This window comes from uncultured Marixanthomonas sp. (assembly GCF_963974425.1).
Classification (GTDB): domain Bacteria; phylum Bacteroidota; class Bacteroidia; order Flavobacteriales; family Flavobacteriaceae; genus Marixanthomonas.
On the sequence record NZ_CAXBCK010000063.1, the window covers coordinates 1 to 18,786 of the forward strand.

Consider the following 18,786-nt stretch of genomic DNA (forward strand, 5'->3'; position numbering starts at 1 on the left):
CAGTGACCTTCGGGTTATGAGCCCGACGAGCTACCTACTGCTCTATCCCGCGATGTGGACGGCAAAGATACAAAGGATTTTTAATCTGACAAGCAAATAAAGAATAAAATTAACAGCTTTTCATAAATTTTTCGTCCCCAAGATTGTGTTTCGTATTTTTAGGTAATGACAAAAAAAATACGCCTATTTATAATAGTCTTAGTATCAGTCCTGATTATCGTTATCGGTAGTATTGTGGCTATAAACTACTTTCTTAAAAATAAAGTAGAAAACTTTCTGATCACTCGCTTGCCAAGCCATATTCGTCAATCTTATGATGATCTTAGGCTTAATATTTATGAGGGTACGCTTACTTTTATTAACCCAAATGTGAGTATTCAAAATAAAGACGATAAAGAAGTTCATACAAACATTTCAGTAGACAAATTGGTTGTTGATGATATTAGTTATTGGGATTATTTACTTAATAATAAAATTCATATTGATGAAATATTAATTGATAAACCAGAAATTATCTATTATAAAAACAGATTAAAGAAAAATCGTGATAGTCTAAAATCTGGTGTTATAACAATGAACCGACCTGTTTTTCTAGATCGGTTAAAAATTGAAGATGCTTCAGTAAGTATTTTTGACGGAAAAAAAGATTCATTGTTTCTTTTTACCAATCATTTTTTTCTTGAAATTGACTCTATCACTACCAATGAAAAAATTATCAAAAAAAGGTTGCCGGTTGCTTTTGGAACATACAGAGCCCAAACAGATTCTGTTTTTGTAAAAGTAAGTGATTATGAAAACGCCACCGTAAAGAAATTACAATTAAAAGATAATAATGTTAATATTGCCGGAATCCACTTATACACCAAGTATTCTAGAGAAGAGCACGCCCGAATTATCCCAAAAGAGACCGATCATTTTAATTTAAAAATTGATTCAATTTCATTAAAAAAAGTCGATTTTGGATTTAAAAGTCGAAAATTGTTCATTGTTGGTGATAAAGTATCTTTGCAAAATCCAACCTTAGATATTTTCAGAAATAAGTTAGTGACCGACGATAAAACCATAAAGCCGTTATACAGTAAAATGTTGAGAACGCTCCCTTTTCAATTAACATTAGACTCAGTTAAAATCAATAATGCGGCAATAGTGTATACCGAAAAAGTGAAAAAGGAAAACAATGGCGGAAAAATTAATTTTAAAAACTTAAATGCTGTCATTAGCAATGTTAGCAACACTTATCAAGCTCCTAAAAAGACTGAAATAGATATTGATGCTATTTTTATGGAAAATACCCCCTTTACAACCCAATGGAGTTTTAATGTGAATAACCCACGCGATACGTTTCTTTTTAAAGCCAATGTAGGAGGCTTGCCGGCCGAAGACATTAATAGCTTTACAGTGCCAAATCTAAAAGTACAATTAGAAGGTGAAGCCAATAAAACCTATTTTACTATTGATGGTAATCATACGACATCGCACGTAGATTTAAAGATTAATTATGATCACTTTAAAGTGACGGTTTTGAATAAAAAAGGAAATAAAAAGAATGGTTTCTTATCGGCAATTGCCAATATTTTTATTTCAAAAGATAGTGATAAAAGTGAGCAAGAATTTAGAAAAGGTTCTGGAGAAGTTACCCGAGATAAAACAAAATCGTTCTTTAATTATTTATGGCTTAACGCTTCAAAAGGTCTAAAAAATAGTTTAACAGGCGGAAAAAATTAAAACTTATTGAGCAATCCAAGACATAGCATTCATTCGCTCATCTGATGTGAAATTTCTAGTTTCTGAAGAAGTAAAAATAGAAGAAATATTTGCGCAACCGTGAATCCATTTACGATCACTAACCAATGCTACTTTATAAAACCTATTACTATTTTTAAACTTGAAGATAGTTTCTTTTAAAATTGCTTGTAAAGAAAAGGAGTTAACCCCTACGTCCTCAATATACAAGTTGATTTTGTCATACCTTTTTAATTTATCCTCAATACTTTCTATTAAATTATCCACGGTTTTTATATCAAAAGAGCCTTCTAAAAGAAATCCTACGGTAGTATCTGAAAAGCTGAAATTTGAAAGCATTTATAAAAAAAGATTAGACCTATTAAAGATACTAAAAATATTATTGTTCTATGCTTTCTGCTGAAAATGAGACCAATTCGCCACCTTGAAACGTTGCTGAAACTTCAATGGGATTACAACAAATCTCACAATCCTCAATATATTTAGTTGTTACTGAAGGGTCTAGAAGCATAGATATTTGCTCCCAGCAATACGGACATTGAAAAAAATGTTCTTCCAACGATATTGTTTTAGATGATTAGTTTAATTCGTCTAACTGTAAAGTTACAGTTTCCCAGTCTTCCATTAAAGTATTCAACTTTTTCTTTTTGGCTTGGTAGCTATCAAAAAAGTTAGGTTTCGCAATCGTTTTGTCGTAATTGACAGCGAGTTCCACATCAATTTCTTTAATCTCCTTTTCCAGTTTGTTTATTTTACTCTCTGTATTACTAAGTTTATTCTGAAGTGATTTCAGTTTCTTTTGCATTTCGTAATCTTCCTTTCCAGAAGTAACTTTTTGCTTTTCTTTCTTTTCTGAAACCGTTCGTTTTTCAGCTTCGCGAAGGTTTTCAAGATTACGTTGTTCTAAGAAATAATCAATGTCGCCTAAATACTCTTTAATCTTTTGGTCTTTAAACTCGTAGATTTTATCGGTCATACCTTGAAGAAAATCCCGGTCGTGAGAAACTAATAGCAAAGTTCCTTCAAACCTCTTCAGGGCATCTTTTAATACATTTTTAGATTTGATGTCCAAGTGGTTGGTGGGCTCATCCATTACCAACACGTTAAAAGGCTCTAATAATAGTTTTGCTAATGCCAATCGGTTACGTTCACCACCCGAAAGAACGCGTACATATTTATCCACCTCTTCACCTCTAAATAAAAACGCACCCAATATATCACGAACACGCGGACGACTTTTCATATCGGCAGCATCGATCATTGTTTCTTCCACGGTTTTTGAACCGTCTAAATACTCCGCTTGGTTTTGAGCAAAATACCCTATCTGTACATTATGCCCAAGGTTCATTTTTCCTTGGTGCTCTAGTTCGCCTACAATAATTTTTGCTAAAGTAGATTTACCTTGTCCGTTTTGACCAACAAAGGCAATTTTACTGTCACGATCCACTTTTAAGTCAATATTGCTCAATACATGTTTATCGCCATATGTTTTTGAAATGTTTTCAGCCTCAATAACCACTTTTCCGGGGGTTACTGAAATTGGGAACGATAAACTCATCACGCTGTTATCGTCTTCATCTACTTCAATGCGATCTATTTTGTCCAGTTTTTTAATTAGCGATTGTGCCATGGTTGCCTTACTGGCTTTGGCCCTAAATTTTTCAATAAGTTTTTCGGTAGTTTCTATTTGCTTTTGCTGATTTTTTTGTGCTGCCAATTGTTGTTCCCGAAGTTCAGCACGTTGCACCAAGTATTTTGAATAAGGATAATTGTAATCGTAAATTTTTCCGAGGGAAATTTCAATGGTTCTATTGGTTACGTGATCTAAAAACATTTTATCGTGCGAAACCACAACGACTGCACCAGCATAGCCGTTTAAAAACTCTTCTAACCAAAGAATGGACTCAATGTCCAAGTGGTTGGTAGGCTCATCCAGTAGTAAAATATCGTTGTTTTGCAGTAATAGTTTTGCCAATTCAATACGCATACGCCATCCGCCAGAAAATGTTTCAGTAAGCTTCCCAAAATCTTCACGTTTAAAACCTAATCCTTGTAAAATACGTTCGGTTTCACCTTGGTAATTATACCCCCCGTGAATTTCATATTGATGTTGCACATCATTCAAATCAATCATTAACTGGTTGTAACTCTCACTTTCATAATCTGTACGCTCTGCCAATTGCGTGTTAATGTGCTCTAGCTTCTTTTCTAACTTTTTAATTTCAGTAAAAGCCTCATACGATTCTTCGAGAACTGTTTTCCCTTTTGTAAAATCGATATCCTGCTTTAAAAAGCCAATAGTTACCTCTTTATCAGTGGCAATTTGACCTTCATCATACTCTTGCTCTTTAGAAATGATACGAAGCAACGTAGATTTACCGGCGCCATTTTTACCAACAAGACCAACACGGTCTCCAGGCGTAAGTTGAAAGGTTATTTTTTCGAAAAGGTACTCCCCTTGAAAAGAAACAGAAAGATTGTGAATGTTCAGCATTTATGTAACAATTGTAACGGTAAATTTTTGCAAAGATGCTTAAATTTGTAATGGTAAAAAAATAACTATGAAAGGCTCTAAATTGTACAGCATATTTACAGGGACTTGTCCCGTGTGTCAAACTGGAAAAATGTATAAAACTAAAAACCCATATATTTTTTCTGAAACTCTAAATATGCACGATAATTGTCCGCACTGCAACACCAAATTTAAAATTGAACCTTCTTTTTTCTACGGAGCAATGTATGTGAGTTATGCGGTAGGTGTAGCGTTTGCCGTAGCTGCGTTTATTATTGCGTACTTTTTTATAGGATTGGGACGGCTAAACACCTTTTTTGTTATTACTGGAACCTTGTTTGTTTTCTTCCCAATAATTTTACGGTTATCTAGAAATATTTGGATTAATTTTTTCTTTAAGTATAATCCGGAAAAAGCAAATTAATTTTTAAATCGGGCAATGTTAACTTCGGAAGGTAAATTTTCATTTTTTTCTGAAAAGTTATAAAGCCATTCAGCTAGAAGCGGCGCCATTAAAATTCCTCGCGTTCCAAGACCGTTGAAAAATAAGGTGTTTTCGTGCTCTAAACTTCCTAATAATGGTTTGCGATCTTTTACCGTAGGACGCACTCCAGCTATTTGATTAATAATTTCATAGTCGCAAGAAATCATTTTCTCTAACTTTGAAACAATCGTTTTTCGAGCTTCTTCAGTAGTATTTTTACTAAAATCATCTCGGCTGTATGTAGCGCCTACTTTATAAACATCATCACCTTGTGGGATTATAAACAAGGGGCCTTTTAAAATTACTTCACTCTGAATTTTTGGCGCTTTTATTAAAATGTACTCCCCTTTATTACCAACAAAATTATCTGTTGGGAAATAGGGGTTATGAACTACTGAAGCCCCTTCAGTAAACACAATTTTTGTTGACGAAACATCGTTATAAACCACAGCATCAGCTTTTAATTGAAGTTTTTCATGCTCAAATACTTCAGTAATCAATTGATTATTTGTCTGAAGATAATCGCGATAGGCTGAAATTAATTTCGTTGGATTTATTTTCCCACATTCTAGTACTTTTCCAAAACCGTAAGGTGCTTTTATAGAAGTGTTATCGTTTTTTATTATTTCTGAAGAAAGAAAAGGGGAAAGGGCTTTTTTATCACTGGCAACCATCCAGTCGTTTTGTTCTTCAATGCTGTTTAAAATTCGGTAAATAGGTGTGTTTTCCAGTAAATCAACTTGTAGTTGTTTTGAAATTTCTTCATAAAAAGGAATAGCTTTTTCTAAAAAATCGCTTCCGTTCCATACGGCAGTAAATCGTTTTAAAACCACGGGATTAAACACCCCACCTGAAACAACCGTAGAATGATTGATTCCGGTATCATACACCACAAAATTCTTTTCGTTTTTGCGTAATGTTTCGCAAAATGAAATTCCAGCAACTCCTAGTCCTACGATGATGTAATCAACTTCTTTCATACTGCAATTTAGATATATTAATGGTTATCAAAGCTACAAAACATAAAGTGCCACAAACTTAATTTGTGGCACTTTATAAATATTCTTAGAGTGAGTTTTAAATTTCAGCTTTCTCAGTCGTTTGAGAGCGGTCTATTTTCTTAACCAAACCTTGTAATACATTGCCAGGACCTACTTCTATAAAGTGATCAGCACCATCTTTAATCATATTTTGAACACTCTGTGTCCATTTTACAGGAGCAGTTAATTGAAAAATAAGGTTTTTCTTAATTTCTTCAGGATCCGTTACAGCAAACGTACTTACGTTTTGGTACACAGGGCAGGTAGGTTTTAAAAAATGAGTATTTTCAATAGCTGCGGCTAACTCCTCACGAGCAGGTTCCATTAACGGGCTGTGAAAAGCACCACCAACAGGAAGCATTAGTGCACGACGTGCTCCAGCTTCTTTTAAAGCTTCGCAAGCGGCTTCTACGGCTTTTATCTCGCCTGAAATAACCAATTGCCCAGGACAGTTATAGTTTGCCGCAACCACAACGCCATCAATATCGGCACAAATGGCTTCCACTACATGATCCTCAAGACCTAAAACGGCAGCCATTGTCGATGGTTTTAATTCGCAAGCATTTTGCATCGCCTGCGCTCTTCTGGAAACTAAAATAAGTGCATCTTCAAAAGCCAACGCTCCATTTGCTACTAATGCCGAGAATTCACCTAAAGAATGACCAGCTACCATATCGGGTTTAAAGTTGTCACCCATTACGGTTGCTAAAATTGTTGAGTGTAAAAATATAGCAGGCTGGGTTACTTTGGTTTCTTTCAATTCTTCCGCAGAACCTTCGAACATGATTTTGGTAATATCGAATCCTAAAAGTTCGTTGGCACGGTCAAATAATTGTTTTGCCTTATCTGAAGTTTCATATAAATCTTTTCCCATTCCAGGAAATTGAGCTCCCTGCCCGGGAAATACGTATGCTTTCATAGTTGGTAGTTTTATGCTGTAAAAGTAAAAATAAAAATCCCCTTTTCATAAATTGAAAGGGGATAGTGTAAAGTTAATTATAAATCCATTTTACCAGAAGTGCCAATGTCTTTGTCGTCACCAGTTACAGCCGCTGCTTGTAGCTTTAAAAAAGTGACTAATTGGTTGCTGTCATTGTTCCAGTAAGCAGCTTCTTTTGGTGTAAATTTTATGGCAGTTAAGTTTGGGTCTTCTTTGCCATCAAACCAAGCATTGTCTTTTTTGTTGTATAAATCATCTAAAACAGCTTGATCGGTAATGATTTCAGCATCTCCGTAAACGCTTAAAAACTTCATGGCATTGGGATCGCTATACAATAACTGCGTTTTAGAATTTTTAAGTAAGTCGCTGTTATGGTCGCTATTGTTTCCGCTTAAAAACCAAATGTTTCCTTCTTTGTCTACTTCTTTTGTGTGCATTGGCACCACGCTTAAAGGTTGTTTGTTTAATCGGGTGGCGAACATGGCGACTTTAATATCGGCTACCATGTCTTTTAATCTCTTTTTTGCTTCGTCGGTGGTTAAATTTTCAGTGCTCATAACTTTTATTTTTCTTTTCAAGTTACGAGTTTTGACTGCCTTAAAGCGTCAATTTTTTATTAAAGTATGTCCAATAGTTTGTTAATGTATTATTGATATTTTTTTACAATACTTTGTACACGAGATAAATAACCGCTCCCAAAAAGATTAAGATGAACCAGTAAATAATATAGTTGCCATAAGGAAACGCGTTGTTTCCAATTGCTATCAAGCGGAAAAATAGAATGATACTGAGTAAAAATTTGTTCTGAAAACCCACCAAATAGTTGCATCATGGCCAAATCCATTTCACGTGATGCAAACGAAACAGCGGGATCTATTAAAGTAGGTATTTCATTTTTTGAAACCATATAATTTCCGCCCCATAAATCGCCGTGGATTAAAGCTGGTGGTTCGTTTGGTATTTCTGAAGAAACATTTTTATAAAATACGTCCAACTTTGAAAAATCGAAACCTTGTTCTTTTGCCATTTTAAACTGTGGCGCTAACCGCTGATTGATATAAAAATCTGCCGCTGAGGTTTCTGTTCCATTATATTGTGGAAGACTGCCTATATAATTGCTGTGATCTAAACCAAAAGTCGGTTGAGTGGCTTTATGTAGTGTGGCTAAATTTTCAGCAAATTGCTCCCAAAAACTGTTGGATGTTGAACCTTCGGGTATATATTCTAACAATAAATATGAGGTGTTTTCAATAACTCCATAATTAATTACTGAAGGGATTTTAAAACTGTTTGAACTTCTCAGGAAGTCTAAACCTTTGGCTTCGGCTTCAAACATTCCGGGGAATTTTGAAGAAATATTTGTTTTAACAACAAGTTTTTTTGAAGCACATTTAAGTAAAAATACATCGTTAATATCACCACCAGATAGGGGTTTAGATTCAAGTAAATTCAGGTTGTTTTCTTCGGCTATTTTGGTAAGAATACTCAAACTACTTTCGTTCGTAGGTTAAATATGAAAACGAATAATTATGCTTTTCATCCTTTTCATGTTTCACTTCAGAAATTAATTGCCATTTATCCATATCAATTTCAGGGAAATAGGTGTCGGCTTCAAAAGTTCCGTGAACTCGGGTTAGTTCAATTTTATCGGCAGTGTCTATGGCTAATTTATAAATTTCGCCCCCGCCAATTACAAAAGGTTGCGAATCATTATGAGACTTCAGTAAGGCTTCATCTAAGCTATGCACCACAATAGCGCCTTTTTTTTGATACTCTTTGTCTCTTGTAATGACCAAATGCGTTCTATTGGGAAGTGGCTTTGGGAAGGACTCAAAAGTTTTACGACCCATGATAATATGATGGCCGGTGGTGAACTTTTTGAACCGTTTAAAATCATCTGGCAAGTGCCAAACAAGGTCGTTGTCCTTCCCTAACTCGTTGTTTTCACCGGCTGCTGCAATTAAGGTAATCATTGTACGTCTGGGGGTAAGGGGTTGTTGTCGTCCTTTTTTTTTATTTCTTCTTTTTTAGGAAGCTGCACATCATTTCCTACCTTTTTATTAAGTTCTTTAATTCGATCGGCTTGTTTTGCTTTTAACTTTTCAAGTTGACGGTCTTCCCATTCTTTGCCCATAAACTTGCTCATTACAAATACATTGAAAACATGAATTAACAAAATAAATGCCCAAATAAGAACGACCCAAACGGACCAATTTGGGAAAAGAATATCGGCTCCTTTTTTTAAGACTAAGTCAACGACTAATAGAAAGATAGAACCAATTAAAAATAAAATAAAATGCCGCATTAAGCTTTTCTTCTGTTTAATGCGTTTGCGAGCGTATTCGTATTGTTCGCGTTGTTCCGAGTCGATTCTTTCGGTTTTTTTGGATTTTGAAAACATAGTTGGTTACTTTGATGTCTAAAGTAAAAATACCTATTTTTAATTGTTTAATCCAACTAGATGAAAGATTTTAAAAAACACTTTCCGGCTTTACAAGGACGCACCTATTTAAACACACCCGCTTCAGGGCTTCTTTCAAAGCCTGTATATAATTGGCGTAAAGAACAAGAAGAGAATTTTTTACTTAACGGAAATGACTATGGAGCTACTCTTGAAAAACTACAAAATGTACGCGAAACAATAGGCAACTTTTTCCATGCTTTGGAAGAAAATGTCGCTTTGGTTCCTAATTTTTCATTTGGTTTAAACACCTTGTTAGAAGGATTGCCTCAAAAACAAAAAGTTTTGTTGTTGAAAGATGATTATCCTTCTATTAATTGGCCTATACAAATGCGTGATTTCGATGTTTGTTTTGCCGAAACAACTGGAAACATAGAGCAAAATATTGAAGCTGTGGTAACCAAACACCGTCCAACTGTGTTTGCCTTTAGTGTTGTACAGTGGCTTAGCGGGATAAAAATAGATTTTAATTTTTTAAAAGAATTAAAAGCCTATCACCCAGATTTATTATTAATAGCCGATGGAACGCAATATCTAGGTACTGAAAAATTTAATTTTGAAGAAAGCCCTTTGGATGTTATTGGAACAAGTACCTATAAGTGGTTGCTTTCAGGTTACGGAAATGGCTTCTTTTTGTTTAAAGAATCTGTAAAGGAAAAAATATTTCCGAATACCATTGGTTTTAACTCAGCTGCCAATTTTGATAGTTCGCCAGAAGACACCAATTTTGCAAAGCATTTTGAACCCGGTCATTTAGATGTTTTCAATTATGGTAGCTTACAGAGATCTCTTCAGTTTATGGAAGAACTAGGAGTTGATACTCTTCAAAGTAAAATAGAAGTCTTATCTAAAAAAGCCAAATTAGCTTTTATGGACTTGGGACTGTTACCTGATACGATTATGAATAGAGAAAATCATTCAACTATTTATAACTTAAAAGGGGACGATGTTCTATTTCAGAAACTAAAAAAGAACAAGATTATATATTCCCAGCGGGGTGGAGGTATTCGGGTAGGATTCCATTTTTACAATTCAGAAGAAGATTTGGAAAGACTTTTACAGGTTTTAAAGCATTAATTACTCAACTACTTCAACGCCTTTCCAAAAAGCAATATACCCTTCTATAGACTTTGCAGCGTGAGAAGCTTCGGGATAAAACCAAGCAGCATCTGGGTTTTTTTCACCACCCACATTTAGAGTGTAATAAGAGGCTTGCCCTTTCCAGGGACAATGACTGTGCGATTCACTTTTAGTAAAATATTGTTCGTTTATAGTGTTTGGTGGAAAGTAATGATTGTTTTCAATAACAATTGTGTCATCGCTTTCGGCTAATATGGTTTCATTCCAAATGGCTTTCATAATGTTGTTTTTTATCTGTGGTTTCGGTATACTTCAACTCCGCTCAGCACAACGCTATTTTGAAATCCAACTGTGTTGGTTTCAAAATCACTCACTCACCTTTGGTAACTGCTAACTCAGGTGGTTGAGTGATTCCGAAAGCGAAGCTCTTCGGAATTGTATCGAAACCACCTATTTCAATTTCAATTTCACTTTTTCCGAATTCCGCGTGTGGTAAACGACAGTCCTTGCTGCCCGGCAGTCGATATCATTACCGCTTCAAAAAAAGGTTCTAATTTGTTTTTTTTTGTTGCCCAGTCAAACACAAAGTTGGCGCCAGTGCCACCGCCTTTATCTTCTTCATCTACTACTATTTCTATAGTTTCCATAGGTTGAACATATACTGGATGGTCTAAATATTGTCTAATTTTGGTTCCGTAGGTGTCGTAATAATCGGCTTTATAAATGTAAATAGTGTCTTGTAAACTTATGTTCCTTATACTAACTGTTGTTGTTAGATTGAATGTAAAGCTCTTGTTTTGTTGATAAATTTCAGAGTAAACAGGTAAATAGGTGCTCCCTTTAGTTAAAAGGCTGTCAGGCATATTCATGTTTAGTTTTCTGTTTTCCCAATCGTGGGTAAGATCAACTGTTGCCAATTGTTTTTTCATCGGGTCTTCACAGGCAGATAGCAGCAATAAAAAGAAAAGGATGCTTAGGTATTTCATAAGGTGATTTTGTTGAAAATTACGCATTTTTTCGTTTAAAAACATAATTTTTATAATACCCTTTTCTATCAGTAAATGAGGTTTCAATTTCTAGTCCAGATTCATCGGCCAACCAATCTACCACTTTATCGGTATATTTTTGCGATATTTCAGTATGTATGGTTTCCCAAGGATCAAATTGAATAGTGAGATCCAGCTCATTAACGGTTACCTCCATTTGTTTTGTAGCAACTAAAAAACTTTTAGCAGTTCCACTTTCAGGGTCATAGGTCTCCCAATGCTTAAAGCTTTCTACATCAAAATTGGCATCCAATTCTCGATTAATACGCACCAAAATATTTTTATTAAAAGCGGCCGTAATTCCTGTTTCATCGTTATAGGCATTTAGTATGGTTTCGGGTTTTTTCTTTTGATCAAACCCCATAAACAACATGTCATCTTCCTGCATCGTATCTTTTAGTTTTGAAAGAAAATCAATGGCGCGTGGATGCAATAAATTACCAATATTAGAACCTAATACAACTATTACTTTTTTTCGAGAGGTATATTCTTTTAACCGTTCTAATACTTCAAAATACTCTCCTTTTTCAGGGTCAACGGCTACGTTGGGTAATTCTTCTTGTAATTTTTCTGAAAGGCTATCAATTGCATTTTGGCTAATATCGATAGGTTTGTACACAAAGTTGAAGTCGTTTTCTGAAAGGTATTTCAGCAGTATCTTTGTTTTTTTACCATCGCCAGCACCTAGTTCAATAAGGTCAAAACCGTTTTCTTTTCCTCGGAAGAATTCAGCAATGGGTTCAGTATGTGTTTCTAAAATTTCAAATTCACAATCGGTTAAATAATATTCTGGCATTGCCATAATATCTTGAAAAAGCTTATCTCCAGCTTTATCATAGAAATATTTTGAAGAAAGGTATTTTGGAAATTTAGTTAACCCTTCGCACACCTCTTTTTTGAAAGAAGTGTCTAGTTTAGTTTGAGTTTTTGTTGTCATATATAAGAAGTCGGAATTATCTGGCTAACCTTAAACCGGTAAATTGCCAACGTAAATTTGTTTGAAAAAAATTGCGATAAGTGGGTCTAGTGTGTTTGGGTGATGTAGCTACTGAACCGCCACGTAACACTTTCTGGTTGACCATAAACTTCCCGTTATATTCGCCTATGGCTCCTGGAGCTTTGGTATAATCGGGATAGGGGAGATAAGCGCTTTCAGTCCATTCCCAACGGCTGCCCCAATCAAATTTATCTTGAGCTACTTCCCATTCAAATTCGGTGGGTAAACGGCACTCTTTCCACTGTGCAAAAGCAAATGCTTCGTAATATGAAATATGTGATACAGGAGCATCCATATTTAATTTTTGGAGCCCCTGCATGGTGTATTGATGCCACGCTCCATCTATGTTGTGCCAGTATTGCGGTTGCGAAATATCATTTTGGTTTACCCAATCCCACGCTTCTGCATGCCAAAGGTTATGATCCTTGTACCCGCCAGCTTCAATAAAAGCTACATAATCGGCGTTGGTAACCAATTTGTTTGATATTTCATATTCGTGTAAATATACTTTGTGCCTTCCCAATTCATTGTCATAACAAAATGCTTCGGAATTATTGTGACCAATTTCATACACATCTTCTGAAATCGGAATCCATTTCTGTTCAAATTCCTGAATCGGGTTTTCAGAAAATAAATCATTGTATTTTGGTAGTAACGGATTGTTTCCGAGGATATATTTTATATCTGTCAACAACAGTTCTTGATGCTGTTTTTCGTGATGGATACCAATGTGTAATACTTCTTCTATTTCTGAAGAAATATCACCCGAACTTAAAAATTCTTTTAGTTCGGTTGTTACATAATGACGGTAATCATAAACCTTGGCTACCCCTGGTCTGGTAAGGTTTCCTCGGTTGTTTCTCACAACACGTTTGCCAATGGCTTCATAGTAGCTATTGAATACAAAGGCAAAATCTTTATCGAATAATTGATAATTGGGTTTGTGTGGCTTCAAGATAAATTCTTCAAAAAACCATGTGGTATGTCCCAAATGCCATTTAGGAGGGGAAACATCAATTATGGGTTGTACCACATAATCTTCTATCTCCAGCGGTTTACAAATGGATTCGGTATGTTCGCGGGTTTCCAGAAAAAAGGAAACGAGGTCTTTGGTTTTAATCATAATAATAAAGTGCCGGGTTTTGCCGACACTTTAAAGATACCAATTCTTTTTTGTGAAAGATGTTTAGGGTTTGTTAAAGGCAGAACCTTTCTATTTCCCAGTTTTAAAAGTTATAGGAACCGTAAACTTAATATCACGAGGTTTACCGCCCATCATGCCAGGTTTTGTCATTTTAGGCATGGCCAAAATATTGCGCTTAGCTTCCTCTTGAAGTGCAGCTGTCCCACCGCTTACGCTTTTAATTTCGACCAATCCTTTTTCATTGATTATAAACTTTACAACAACCCTACCTTGATCATTGTTTTTATAAGCTTGTGGAGGATATTTAAAGTTTTTAGCAATGTGTTGCGCCAACATATTATTGAAACAAGCATCACGTTTTGCAACATTCCCTTTTTCACAACCTGGCCAAACTGGAGGTATTTCTTTAAGCGTTACTACGTTTTTTTGTACATCGCCCCATTCTTCTTGGGCAAAAAGCGCAGTTGAAAATAAAATACAAAGTACTAGTAGGGCATTTTTCATATAAAATGGTTTTTAGATAGCTACCGCCCCTTTAATGTGTGGGTGCGGATTATAATCTTCTAAGGTAAAGTCATCAAATTTAAAGCCAAAGATATCTTTCACCTCTGGATTCAGTTTCATTTTTGGCAATGGTCTCGGCTCTCTGGATAATTGTAATTCAACTTGCTCCATGTGATTGCTGTAGATATGGGCGTCTCCAAAGGTGTGTACAAAATCTCCTGCTTGATAACCACAAACTTGGGCAACCATCATCGTTAGTAATGCATAGGAAGCTATATTGAACGGAACACCTAAGAAAATATCAGCGCTACGTTGGTACAATTGACACGATAATTTTCCATCAGCTACATAAAACTGAAAAAAAGCGTGACACGGAGGCAATGCTGCTTTACCATTTGCTACATTTTCTGCAAAAGGTTTGCTCGTATTTGGCATAACACTAGGATTCCAAGCGCTTACCAACATTCTACGGCTATCTGGATTATTTTTCAATGTTTCAATAATATCTGAAATCTGATCGATTTCTTCGCTGTTCCAGTTTCGCCATTGATGTCCGTAAACAGGTCCTAAATCACCTTTGTCATCGGCCCATTCGTTCCAGATTCTAACGCCATTCTCTTGTAAATATTTTATGTTGGTATCTCCATTTAAAAACCACAGTAATTCATAAACAATGGATTTTAAGTGTAGTTTTTTTGTGGTTACCATCGGGAATCCTTCACTGAGGTTAAATCGCATTTGGTACCCAAAAACACTTTTGGTTCCGGTTCCGGTTCTATCGTGTTTTTCAGTTCCGTTTTCTAGAACATGTTTTATAAGGTCGTGGTATTGCTTCATGGTCAAAAATATTTGTGGTTAAATGTAAAGAATACCACTTTCCTATTAAACTGAATCTATCGGGATTTATTATATACTTATTAACGGAGTGTTTATTGTTGAGTTTTGAGGTCGGTAGCTTCGATACATTCCTCCTTGCGTCGAAACACTCAGCCACCTTTTAGTTTGTCATTTGGTTCATTATATTTAACCTACTATATATGACCTTATAAAAACTTGAAACTTCAAGCCTAAAACCATCTACCCAATAATCATCCCTGCGATTGTAGCCGAAATTAAAGAAGCGATGGTTCCGCCAATCAAAGCTTTCATGCCAAATCTAGATAACTGCTTGCGTTGTCCTGGTGCTAAGGAGCCAATTCCTCCAATTTGAATACCGATAGAAGCAAAATTGGCAAAGCCACACAACATATAAGTGGCCATAATAATCGACTTTTCATATTTTAAATGTAGAACGTTCGAAACGTCTTTTAAATCAGCTAGCTGGATGTAACCTACAAATTCACTAGCGGCTAGTTTAATACCTAATAATTGCCCCATTAGCATCATATCTTCACTTGAAACTCCAATAAGCCACATTAGTGGTGCGAATAAATACCCTAAAATAAACTCTAATGAGAGTTTCTGGTAAGGAGTATAGGTTGCAATTATTTCATTTAAAGAAGTAAAATGCCAAGCTATGTTTAAGGATTCGATTGTAAAGCCATCAAAACCAGCAATTCCGCCTAAAATTCCATTCACTAAAGCAATCATTGCTACAAAAACTAATAACATAGCTCCTACATTTACGGCTAAACGTAACCCTTCAGTAGTTCCATTAGCAATAGAATCTAATAGGTTAGATCCTATTTTTTCTGAAGAAACCTTTGCGTCTGTATCAACTATTTCGGTTTGTGGATATAATATTTTTGAAATTACAATGGCTCCAGGTGCTGCCATTACAGAAGCAGCTAATAGATGTTTAGCAAATGTAAGTCGTAAAAGTGGGTCATCGCCACCTAAAAAGCCAATATAAGCAGCAAGAACAGCTCCTGCTACAGTTGCCATACCGCCAATCATAACAAGTAATATTTCAGACTTGTTCATTTTTTCTAAATAGGCCTTTACTAAAAGTGGCGCTTCTGTTTGCCCTAAAAAGATGTTTCCGGCAACACTTAAACTTTCTGCCCCCGATATTTTTAAAACTTTAGATAAAAGCCATGCCAATGCCCGAACTACCTTTTGAATAATCCCTAGATAAAATAAAACGGAAGTTAATGCCGAGAAGAATATAATGGTAGGTAGTACTTGAAAAGCAAAGATAAACCCGAAGGTATCCATATCTACTACCAAGCCTTCAAACAAAAACTTACTTCCTGCTTGTGTGTATTCGAGGATGTTAATGAAAACGTTCCCGATGGCTTCAAAAATACTTTGTATAAACGAAACTTTTAATACGCCAATAGCAATTACAAGCTGAAATGCTAAACCAATCCCTACTGTTTTCCAGTTAATTGCCCTACGGTTAGAGCTAAATAAGAAGGCGATAAATATCAAAGAAATCATCCCCACGATACCACGCCATAAGCTATTAAAAGAGAAACCTTGTGAAGGGACTATCTCATCGGTGTTTTTAGTGATTGTTGGTGTTTCACTTGTTGTAGCAGTAATTACTTCGTCGTTACGTTTATTTTTAAAATTGTAGACCGCTTTATTTTTTGAGAAAACGAGAGAGGAGTCTGTTAAAGTTTCAACTCGATAGCGCTGTATGATGTTTTTGGGTGTGTCGTAAAAGAATACCAGAAGATTATTCTGATAAATATAATCGCCTGACGCCTTTATAGAATCTTTGCTTTGTAAACGATATTCAAATCTGCCGTTGTCTAAATTTAAATAATCTTGATAAGGGTCTAGGTTAACTAATGAAGTGTTTTTTTGGTTATCGACTTTATGAAAAAGCCATTTTTTTTCAATAGTTTGAGAAAAAACAGTGGAACAGAAAAAACATAAAAAAGCAATCAATAAAAAATTCCGCATAGACTTTATAGATTAATTACTTCTTAGAAAGGTTTGGATACATAGTAATACGTTTGCTGAAAGTTTTATTAAAAACTTATTCTCGTTTTGAAATTTCATCTCGAATACTGGCTGCTCTCTCGTAGTCTTCATTATCAACAGCTTCATCTAGCATTTCATTTAATTCTTTTAAAGAAAATTTACTAAAGTTCTGTTTTGAAGGCGCAACCGACTCTTTGTCCTCTCCACCAATTAACTCTTCTAAAACCGACTCTTCGTCCTTTGAAATTTTATCTTTTTTCTTTTTAGGTGTTGTTTTCAAAAAGATTCCGGCTTTATCTAGAATACCTTTATAGGTAAATATAGGTGCATTAAACCGAAGTGCTAATGCAATGGCATCGCTTGTTCGAGCATCAACTATTTCTTCTAGGCCGTCGCGTTCGCAAATAATACTTGAGTAAAAAACACCATCGACTAACTTGTGAATAATAACTTGTTTGATTACGATTTCAAACCGATCTGCAAAATTTTTAAAAAGGTCGTGCGTGAGCGGGCGAGGAGGTTTTATTTCTTTTTCCAAAGCAATGGCAATAGATTGTGCTTCAAAGGCTCCAATAACGATTGGTAGTTTTCGTTCTCCATCCATTTCGCTTAATATTAAAGCGTATGCGCCATTTTGCGTTTGGCTATAGGATATTCCTTTTATGTTTAGTCTTACAAGACTCATTAAAGAGGTATGATTTCAATGTTAAAGGACTTTTGAAAGTCCCCATAAAAAATAAAGCTGTTTAAAAAAGGAAGTTTCCTTAATTAAACAGCCTTTAATATCAGGCACAAAGTAACAAAAATTATGCTTTCCATGATTAGCTTCGATAAAATTTCTTTTCATAGAAAAAAGAAATCACGCTACTGCCAAATAATGGAAGGCTTATCCGTTTTGAGCCTTAAACTCTTTTAATTTTTCATTCAGCTTAGGTACTACTTCAAAAGCATCGCCTACTATACCGTAATCTGCATTTTTAAAGAAAGGGGCTTCAGGATCGTTATTTATCACGACTTTAGTTTTTGAAGCGTTAATACCAGCTAAATGCTGAATAGCTCCTGAAATACCTATTGCAATATATAAATTTGCAGCTACTGGCTTACCAGTTTGCCCTACGTGCTCGCTATGAGGTCTCCAACCCATATCGCTTACAGGCTTAGAGCAAGCGGTTGCAGCTCCTAAAATATCGGCCATTTCTTCTATCATCTCCCAGTTTTCAGGTCCTTTAAGACCACGACCACCCGAAACTACAATTTCAGCATCGGCGATGGTTACTTTATCGGTTGCTTTGTCTACGGAAACCACATCTACTGAAAAGTCTTCAGAAGAAAGCTCTGGTGCAAAATCTTCAGCAGTTCCCGCTGCTTCGTTTTCTTTTACTCCGTATGCGTTTTTTGCTAATCCTATTACTTTTACATCGGTTTTAAATTCGGTAATGGAAAACGCTTTATTTGTAAAAACACTATGTTTTACCTTGAAAGGCTCTGTGCTTTCTGGTAATTCGGTTACGTTAGATACGTATCCAGCGTCTAAGTTTACAGCTAATAATGGTGCCATATATTTGCTGTTAGCACTGCTAGAAACCACAACTACTTTAGCGCCTTCCTTTTTTGCTGCTTGTGCAACGGCATCTGCATAGGCCTCAGCATTAAATTTACTTAATTTGTCATTGGAAACATTCAATACCTTATCGGCACCGTATTTTCCAAGCTCACTAGTATCACCTCCGTTTATAGCTACAGCGGTTACTGGCGCGCCCATTTTGTCTGCAATTCCTTTAGCGTAGGAAACAGCTTCTTGAGCAATTTTTTTAAATGTTCCTTCTTCGGATTCTGTATATACTACTACTGACATATTTTAATTTTTTTGAATTCTGAAAAAATCAGAATGTAATTTTAGTTTGCTTTAGATTTTAAATACTTCCGAAATATTCTTCGGAAACACAATGTCCTTAGATTAC

Annotated in this window: 21 protein-coding genes; 3 read left to right on the plus strand and 18 right to left on the minus strand. The window is 35.5% G+C overall.

Features of this window, described 5'->3' with window-relative positions; genetic code table 11:
• Window positions 1-165 precede the first annotated feature (165 nt).
• Window positions 166-1,725, plus strand: coding sequence for a hypothetical protein (locus AACZ92_RS14860; RefSeq protein WP_339702906.1), 1,560 nt, complete (start codon window positions 166-168; stop codon window positions 1,723-1,725).
• A 3-nt stretch (window positions 1,726-1,728) separates the two neighbouring features.
• On the opposite strand, the gene AACZ92_RS14865 is transcribed toward AACZ92_RS14860, so the two are convergent.
• The 3 genes from AACZ92_RS14865 to AACZ92_RS14875 are packed head-to-tail and all read right to left on the minus strand — an operon-like array spanning window position 1,729 to window position 4,237.
• On the minus strand, window positions 1,729-2,082 hold the full coding sequence (locus AACZ92_RS14865; protein WP_339702909.1) for an STAS/SEC14 domain-containing protein: 354 nt from the start codon (window positions 2,080-2,082) through the stop codon (window positions 1,729-1,731).
• A gap of 40 nt (window positions 2,083-2,122) precedes the next feature.
• Complete coding sequence (locus tag AACZ92_RS14870) at window positions 2,123-2,302, minus strand: CPXCG motif-containing cysteine-rich protein (RefSeq protein ID WP_339702912.1); 180 nt, start codon at window positions 2,300-2,302, stop codon at window positions 2,123-2,125.
• Window positions 2,303-2,320: 18 nt separating this feature from the next.
• Window positions 2,321-4,237, minus strand: coding sequence for an ATP-binding cassette domain-containing protein (locus AACZ92_RS14875; RefSeq protein WP_339702915.1), 1,917 nt, complete (start codon window positions 4,235-4,237; stop codon window positions 2,321-2,323).
• A gap of 61 nt (window positions 4,238-4,298) precedes the next feature.
• Between AACZ92_RS14875 and AACZ92_RS14880 the strand changes: the two genes are divergently transcribed.
• Entirely contained in the window at window positions 4,299-4,679 is a 381-nt protein-coding gene (locus AACZ92_RS14880) for a DUF983 domain-containing protein (RefSeq protein ID WP_339702963.1), read from the plus strand.
• Here AACZ92_RS14880 and AACZ92_RS14885 read toward each other — a convergent pair.
• The 6 genes from AACZ92_RS14885 to AACZ92_RS14910 form a co-directional block, all read right to left on the minus strand.
• Window positions 4,676-5,719, minus strand: a complete 1,044-nt coding sequence (locus tag AACZ92_RS14885) for an FAD-dependent oxidoreductase (RefSeq protein WP_339702918.1) — start codon at window positions 5,717-5,719, stop codon at window positions 4,676-4,678. The two genes, AACZ92_RS14880 and AACZ92_RS14885, sit on opposite strands and share 4 nt — an antisense overlap.
• A gap of 97 nt (window positions 5,720-5,816) precedes the next feature.
• A complete protein-coding gene (gene fabD, locus AACZ92_RS14890; RefSeq protein ID WP_339702921.1) occupies window positions 5,817-6,698 on the minus strand; it encodes an ACP S-malonyltransferase in 882 nt (293 codons plus the stop codon).
• 77 nt (window positions 6,699-6,775) lie between these two features.
• On the minus strand, window positions 6,776-7,276 hold the full coding sequence (locus AACZ92_RS14895) for a pyridoxamine 5'-phosphate oxidase family protein (RefSeq protein ID WP_339702924.1): 501 nt from the start codon (window positions 7,274-7,276) through the stop codon (window positions 6,776-6,778).
• A gap of 89 nt (window positions 7,277-7,365) precedes the next feature.
• Window positions 7,366-8,208, minus strand: coding sequence for a fructosamine kinase family protein (locus tag AACZ92_RS14900; protein WP_339702927.1), 843 nt, complete (start codon window positions 8,206-8,208; stop codon window positions 7,366-7,368).
• A gap of 1 nt (window position 8,209) precedes the next feature.
• Entirely contained in the window at window positions 8,210-8,692 is a 483-nt protein-coding gene (locus AACZ92_RS14905) for a dihydrofolate reductase (protein ID WP_339702930.1), read from the minus strand.
• Window positions 8,689-9,120, minus strand: coding sequence for a 2TM domain-containing protein (locus AACZ92_RS14910; protein WP_339702933.1), 432 nt, complete (start codon window positions 9,118-9,120; stop codon window positions 8,689-8,691). The genes AACZ92_RS14905 and AACZ92_RS14910 overlap by 4 nt, the downstream gene beginning before the upstream one ends.
• A gap of 60 nt (window positions 9,121-9,180) precedes the next feature.
• Here AACZ92_RS14910 and AACZ92_RS14915 point away from each other — a divergent pair, with 60 nt between their 5' ends.
• A complete protein-coding gene (locus AACZ92_RS14915) occupies window positions 9,181-10,257 on the plus strand; it encodes an aminotransferase class V-fold PLP-dependent enzyme (RefSeq protein WP_339702936.1) in 1,077 nt (358 codons plus the stop codon).
• On the opposite strand, the gene AACZ92_RS14920 is transcribed toward AACZ92_RS14915, so the two are convergent.
• The 9 genes from AACZ92_RS14920 to AACZ92_RS14960 all read right to left on the minus strand — a co-directional run bounded on the left by AACZ92_RS14920 (window position 10,258) and on the right by AACZ92_RS14960 (window position 18,680).
• Window positions 10,258-10,539, minus strand: coding sequence for a DUF427 domain-containing protein (locus AACZ92_RS14920; protein ID WP_339702939.1), 282 nt, complete (start codon window positions 10,537-10,539; stop codon window positions 10,258-10,260). It lies immediately after the preceding gene.
• A 188-nt stretch (window positions 10,540-10,727) separates the two neighbouring features.
• Window positions 10,728-11,246 (minus strand): DUF3124 domain-containing protein, encoded by a 519-nt coding sequence (locus tag AACZ92_RS14925; RefSeq protein WP_339702942.1) that lies wholly within the window; start codon window positions 11,244-11,246, stop codon window positions 10,728-10,730.
• Between the two features lie 19 nt (window positions 11,247-11,265).
• The gene (locus AACZ92_RS14930; RefSeq protein WP_339702945.1) at window positions 11,266-12,243 is read right to left on the minus strand and encodes an L-histidine N(alpha)-methyltransferase; all 978 of its coding nucleotides are present in this window, start codon (window positions 12,241-12,243) and stop codon (window positions 11,266-11,268) included.
• A gap of 16 nt (window positions 12,244-12,259) precedes the next feature.
• Complete coding sequence (gene egtB / locus AACZ92_RS14935) at window positions 12,260-13,426, minus strand: ergothioneine biosynthesis protein EgtB (protein ID WP_339702948.1); 1,167 nt, start codon at window positions 13,424-13,426, stop codon at window positions 12,260-12,262.
• A 90-nt stretch (window positions 13,427-13,516) separates the two neighbouring features.
• Window positions 13,517-13,951 (minus strand): energy transducer TonB, encoded by a 435-nt coding sequence (locus AACZ92_RS14940; RefSeq protein ID WP_339702950.1) that lies wholly within the window; start codon window positions 13,949-13,951, stop codon window positions 13,517-13,519.
• Window positions 13,952-13,963: 12 nt separating this feature from the next.
• Window positions 13,964-14,788 (minus strand): thymidylate synthase, encoded by an 825-nt coding sequence (locus AACZ92_RS14945; protein ID WP_339702953.1) that lies wholly within the window; start codon window positions 14,786-14,788, stop codon window positions 13,964-13,966.
• A gap of 240 nt (window positions 14,789-15,028) precedes the next feature.
• Entirely contained in the window at window positions 15,029-16,804 is a 1,776-nt protein-coding gene (locus tag AACZ92_RS14950; protein WP_339702956.1) for a nucleoside transporter C-terminal domain-containing protein, read from the minus strand.
• A gap of 76 nt (window positions 16,805-16,880) precedes the next feature.
• A complete protein-coding gene (locus AACZ92_RS14955; protein ID WP_339702958.1) occupies window positions 16,881-17,510 on the minus strand; it encodes a bifunctional nuclease family protein in 630 nt (209 codons plus the stop codon).
• 201 nt (window positions 17,511-17,711) lie between these two features.
• The gene (locus tag AACZ92_RS14960) at window positions 17,712-18,680 is read right to left on the minus strand and encodes an electron transfer flavoprotein subunit alpha/FixB family protein (protein WP_339702960.1); all 969 of its coding nucleotides are present in this window, start codon (window positions 18,678-18,680) and stop codon (window positions 17,712-17,714) included.
• Between the last annotated feature and the right edge of the window lie 106 nt (window positions 18,681-18,786).

Coding starts and splice junctions, on each gene's coding strand:
- AACZ92_RS14860 (WP_339702906.1), top strand. CDS start 166: ATGACAAAAAAAATACGCCTATTTATAATAGTCTTAGTATCAGTCCTG.
- AACZ92_RS14865 (WP_339702909.1), bottom strand. CDS start 2,082: ATGCTTTCAAATTTCAGCTTTTCAGATACTACCGTAGGATTTCTTTTA.
- AACZ92_RS14875 (WP_339702915.1), bottom strand. CDS start 4,237: ATGCTGAACATTCACAATCTTTCTGTTTCTTTTCAAGGGGAGTACCTT.
- AACZ92_RS14885 (WP_339702918.1), bottom strand. CDS start 5,719: ATGAAAGAAGTTGATTACATCATCGTAGGACTAGGAGTTGCTGGAATT.
- fabD (WP_339702921.1), bottom strand. CDS start 6,698: ATGAAAGCATACGTATTTCCCGGGCAGGGAGCTCAATTTCCTGGAATG.
- AACZ92_RS14895 (WP_339702924.1), bottom strand. CDS start 7,276: ATGAGCACTGAAAATTTAACCACCGACGAAGCAAAAAAGAGATTAAAA.
- AACZ92_RS14905 (WP_339702930.1), bottom strand. CDS start 8,692: ATGATTACCTTAATTGCAGCAGCCGGTGAAAACAACGAGTTAGGGAAG.
- AACZ92_RS14910 (WP_339702933.1), bottom strand. CDS start 9,120: ATGTTTTCAAAATCCAAAAAAACCGAAAGAATCGACTCGGAACAACGC.
- AACZ92_RS14915 (WP_339702936.1), top strand. CDS start 9,181: ATGAAAGATTTTAAAAAACACTTTCCGGCTTTACAAGGACGCACCTAT.
- AACZ92_RS14920 (WP_339702939.1), bottom strand. CDS start 10,539: ATGAAAGCCATTTGGAATGAAACCATATTAGCCGAAAGCGATGACACA.
- AACZ92_RS14925 (WP_339702942.1), bottom strand. CDS start 11,246: ATGAAATACCTAAGCATCCTTTTCTTTTTATTGCTGCTATCTGCCTGT.
- AACZ92_RS14930 (WP_339702945.1), bottom strand. CDS start 12,243: ATGACAACAAAAACTCAAACTAAACTAGACACTTCTTTCAAAAAAGAG.
- egtB (WP_339702948.1), bottom strand. CDS start 13,426: ATGATTAAAACCAAAGACCTCGTTTCCTTTTTTCTGGAAACCCGCGAA.
- AACZ92_RS14940 (WP_339702950.1), bottom strand. CDS start 13,951: ATGAAAAATGCCCTACTAGTACTTTGTATTTTATTTTCAACTGCGCTT.
- AACZ92_RS14945 (WP_339702953.1), bottom strand. CDS start 14,788: ATGAAGCAATACCACGACCTTATAAAACATGTTCTAGAAAACGGAACT.
- AACZ92_RS14950 (WP_339702956.1), bottom strand. CDS start 16,804: ATGCGGAATTTTTTATTGATTGCTTTTTTATGTTTTTTCTGTTCCACT.
- AACZ92_RS14955 (WP_339702958.1), bottom strand. CDS start 17,510: ATGAGTCTTGTAAGACTAAACATAAAAGGAATATCCTATAGCCAAACG.
- AACZ92_RS14960 (WP_339702960.1), bottom strand. CDS start 18,680: ATGTCAGTAGTAGTATATACAGAATCCGAAGAAGGAACATTTAAAAAA.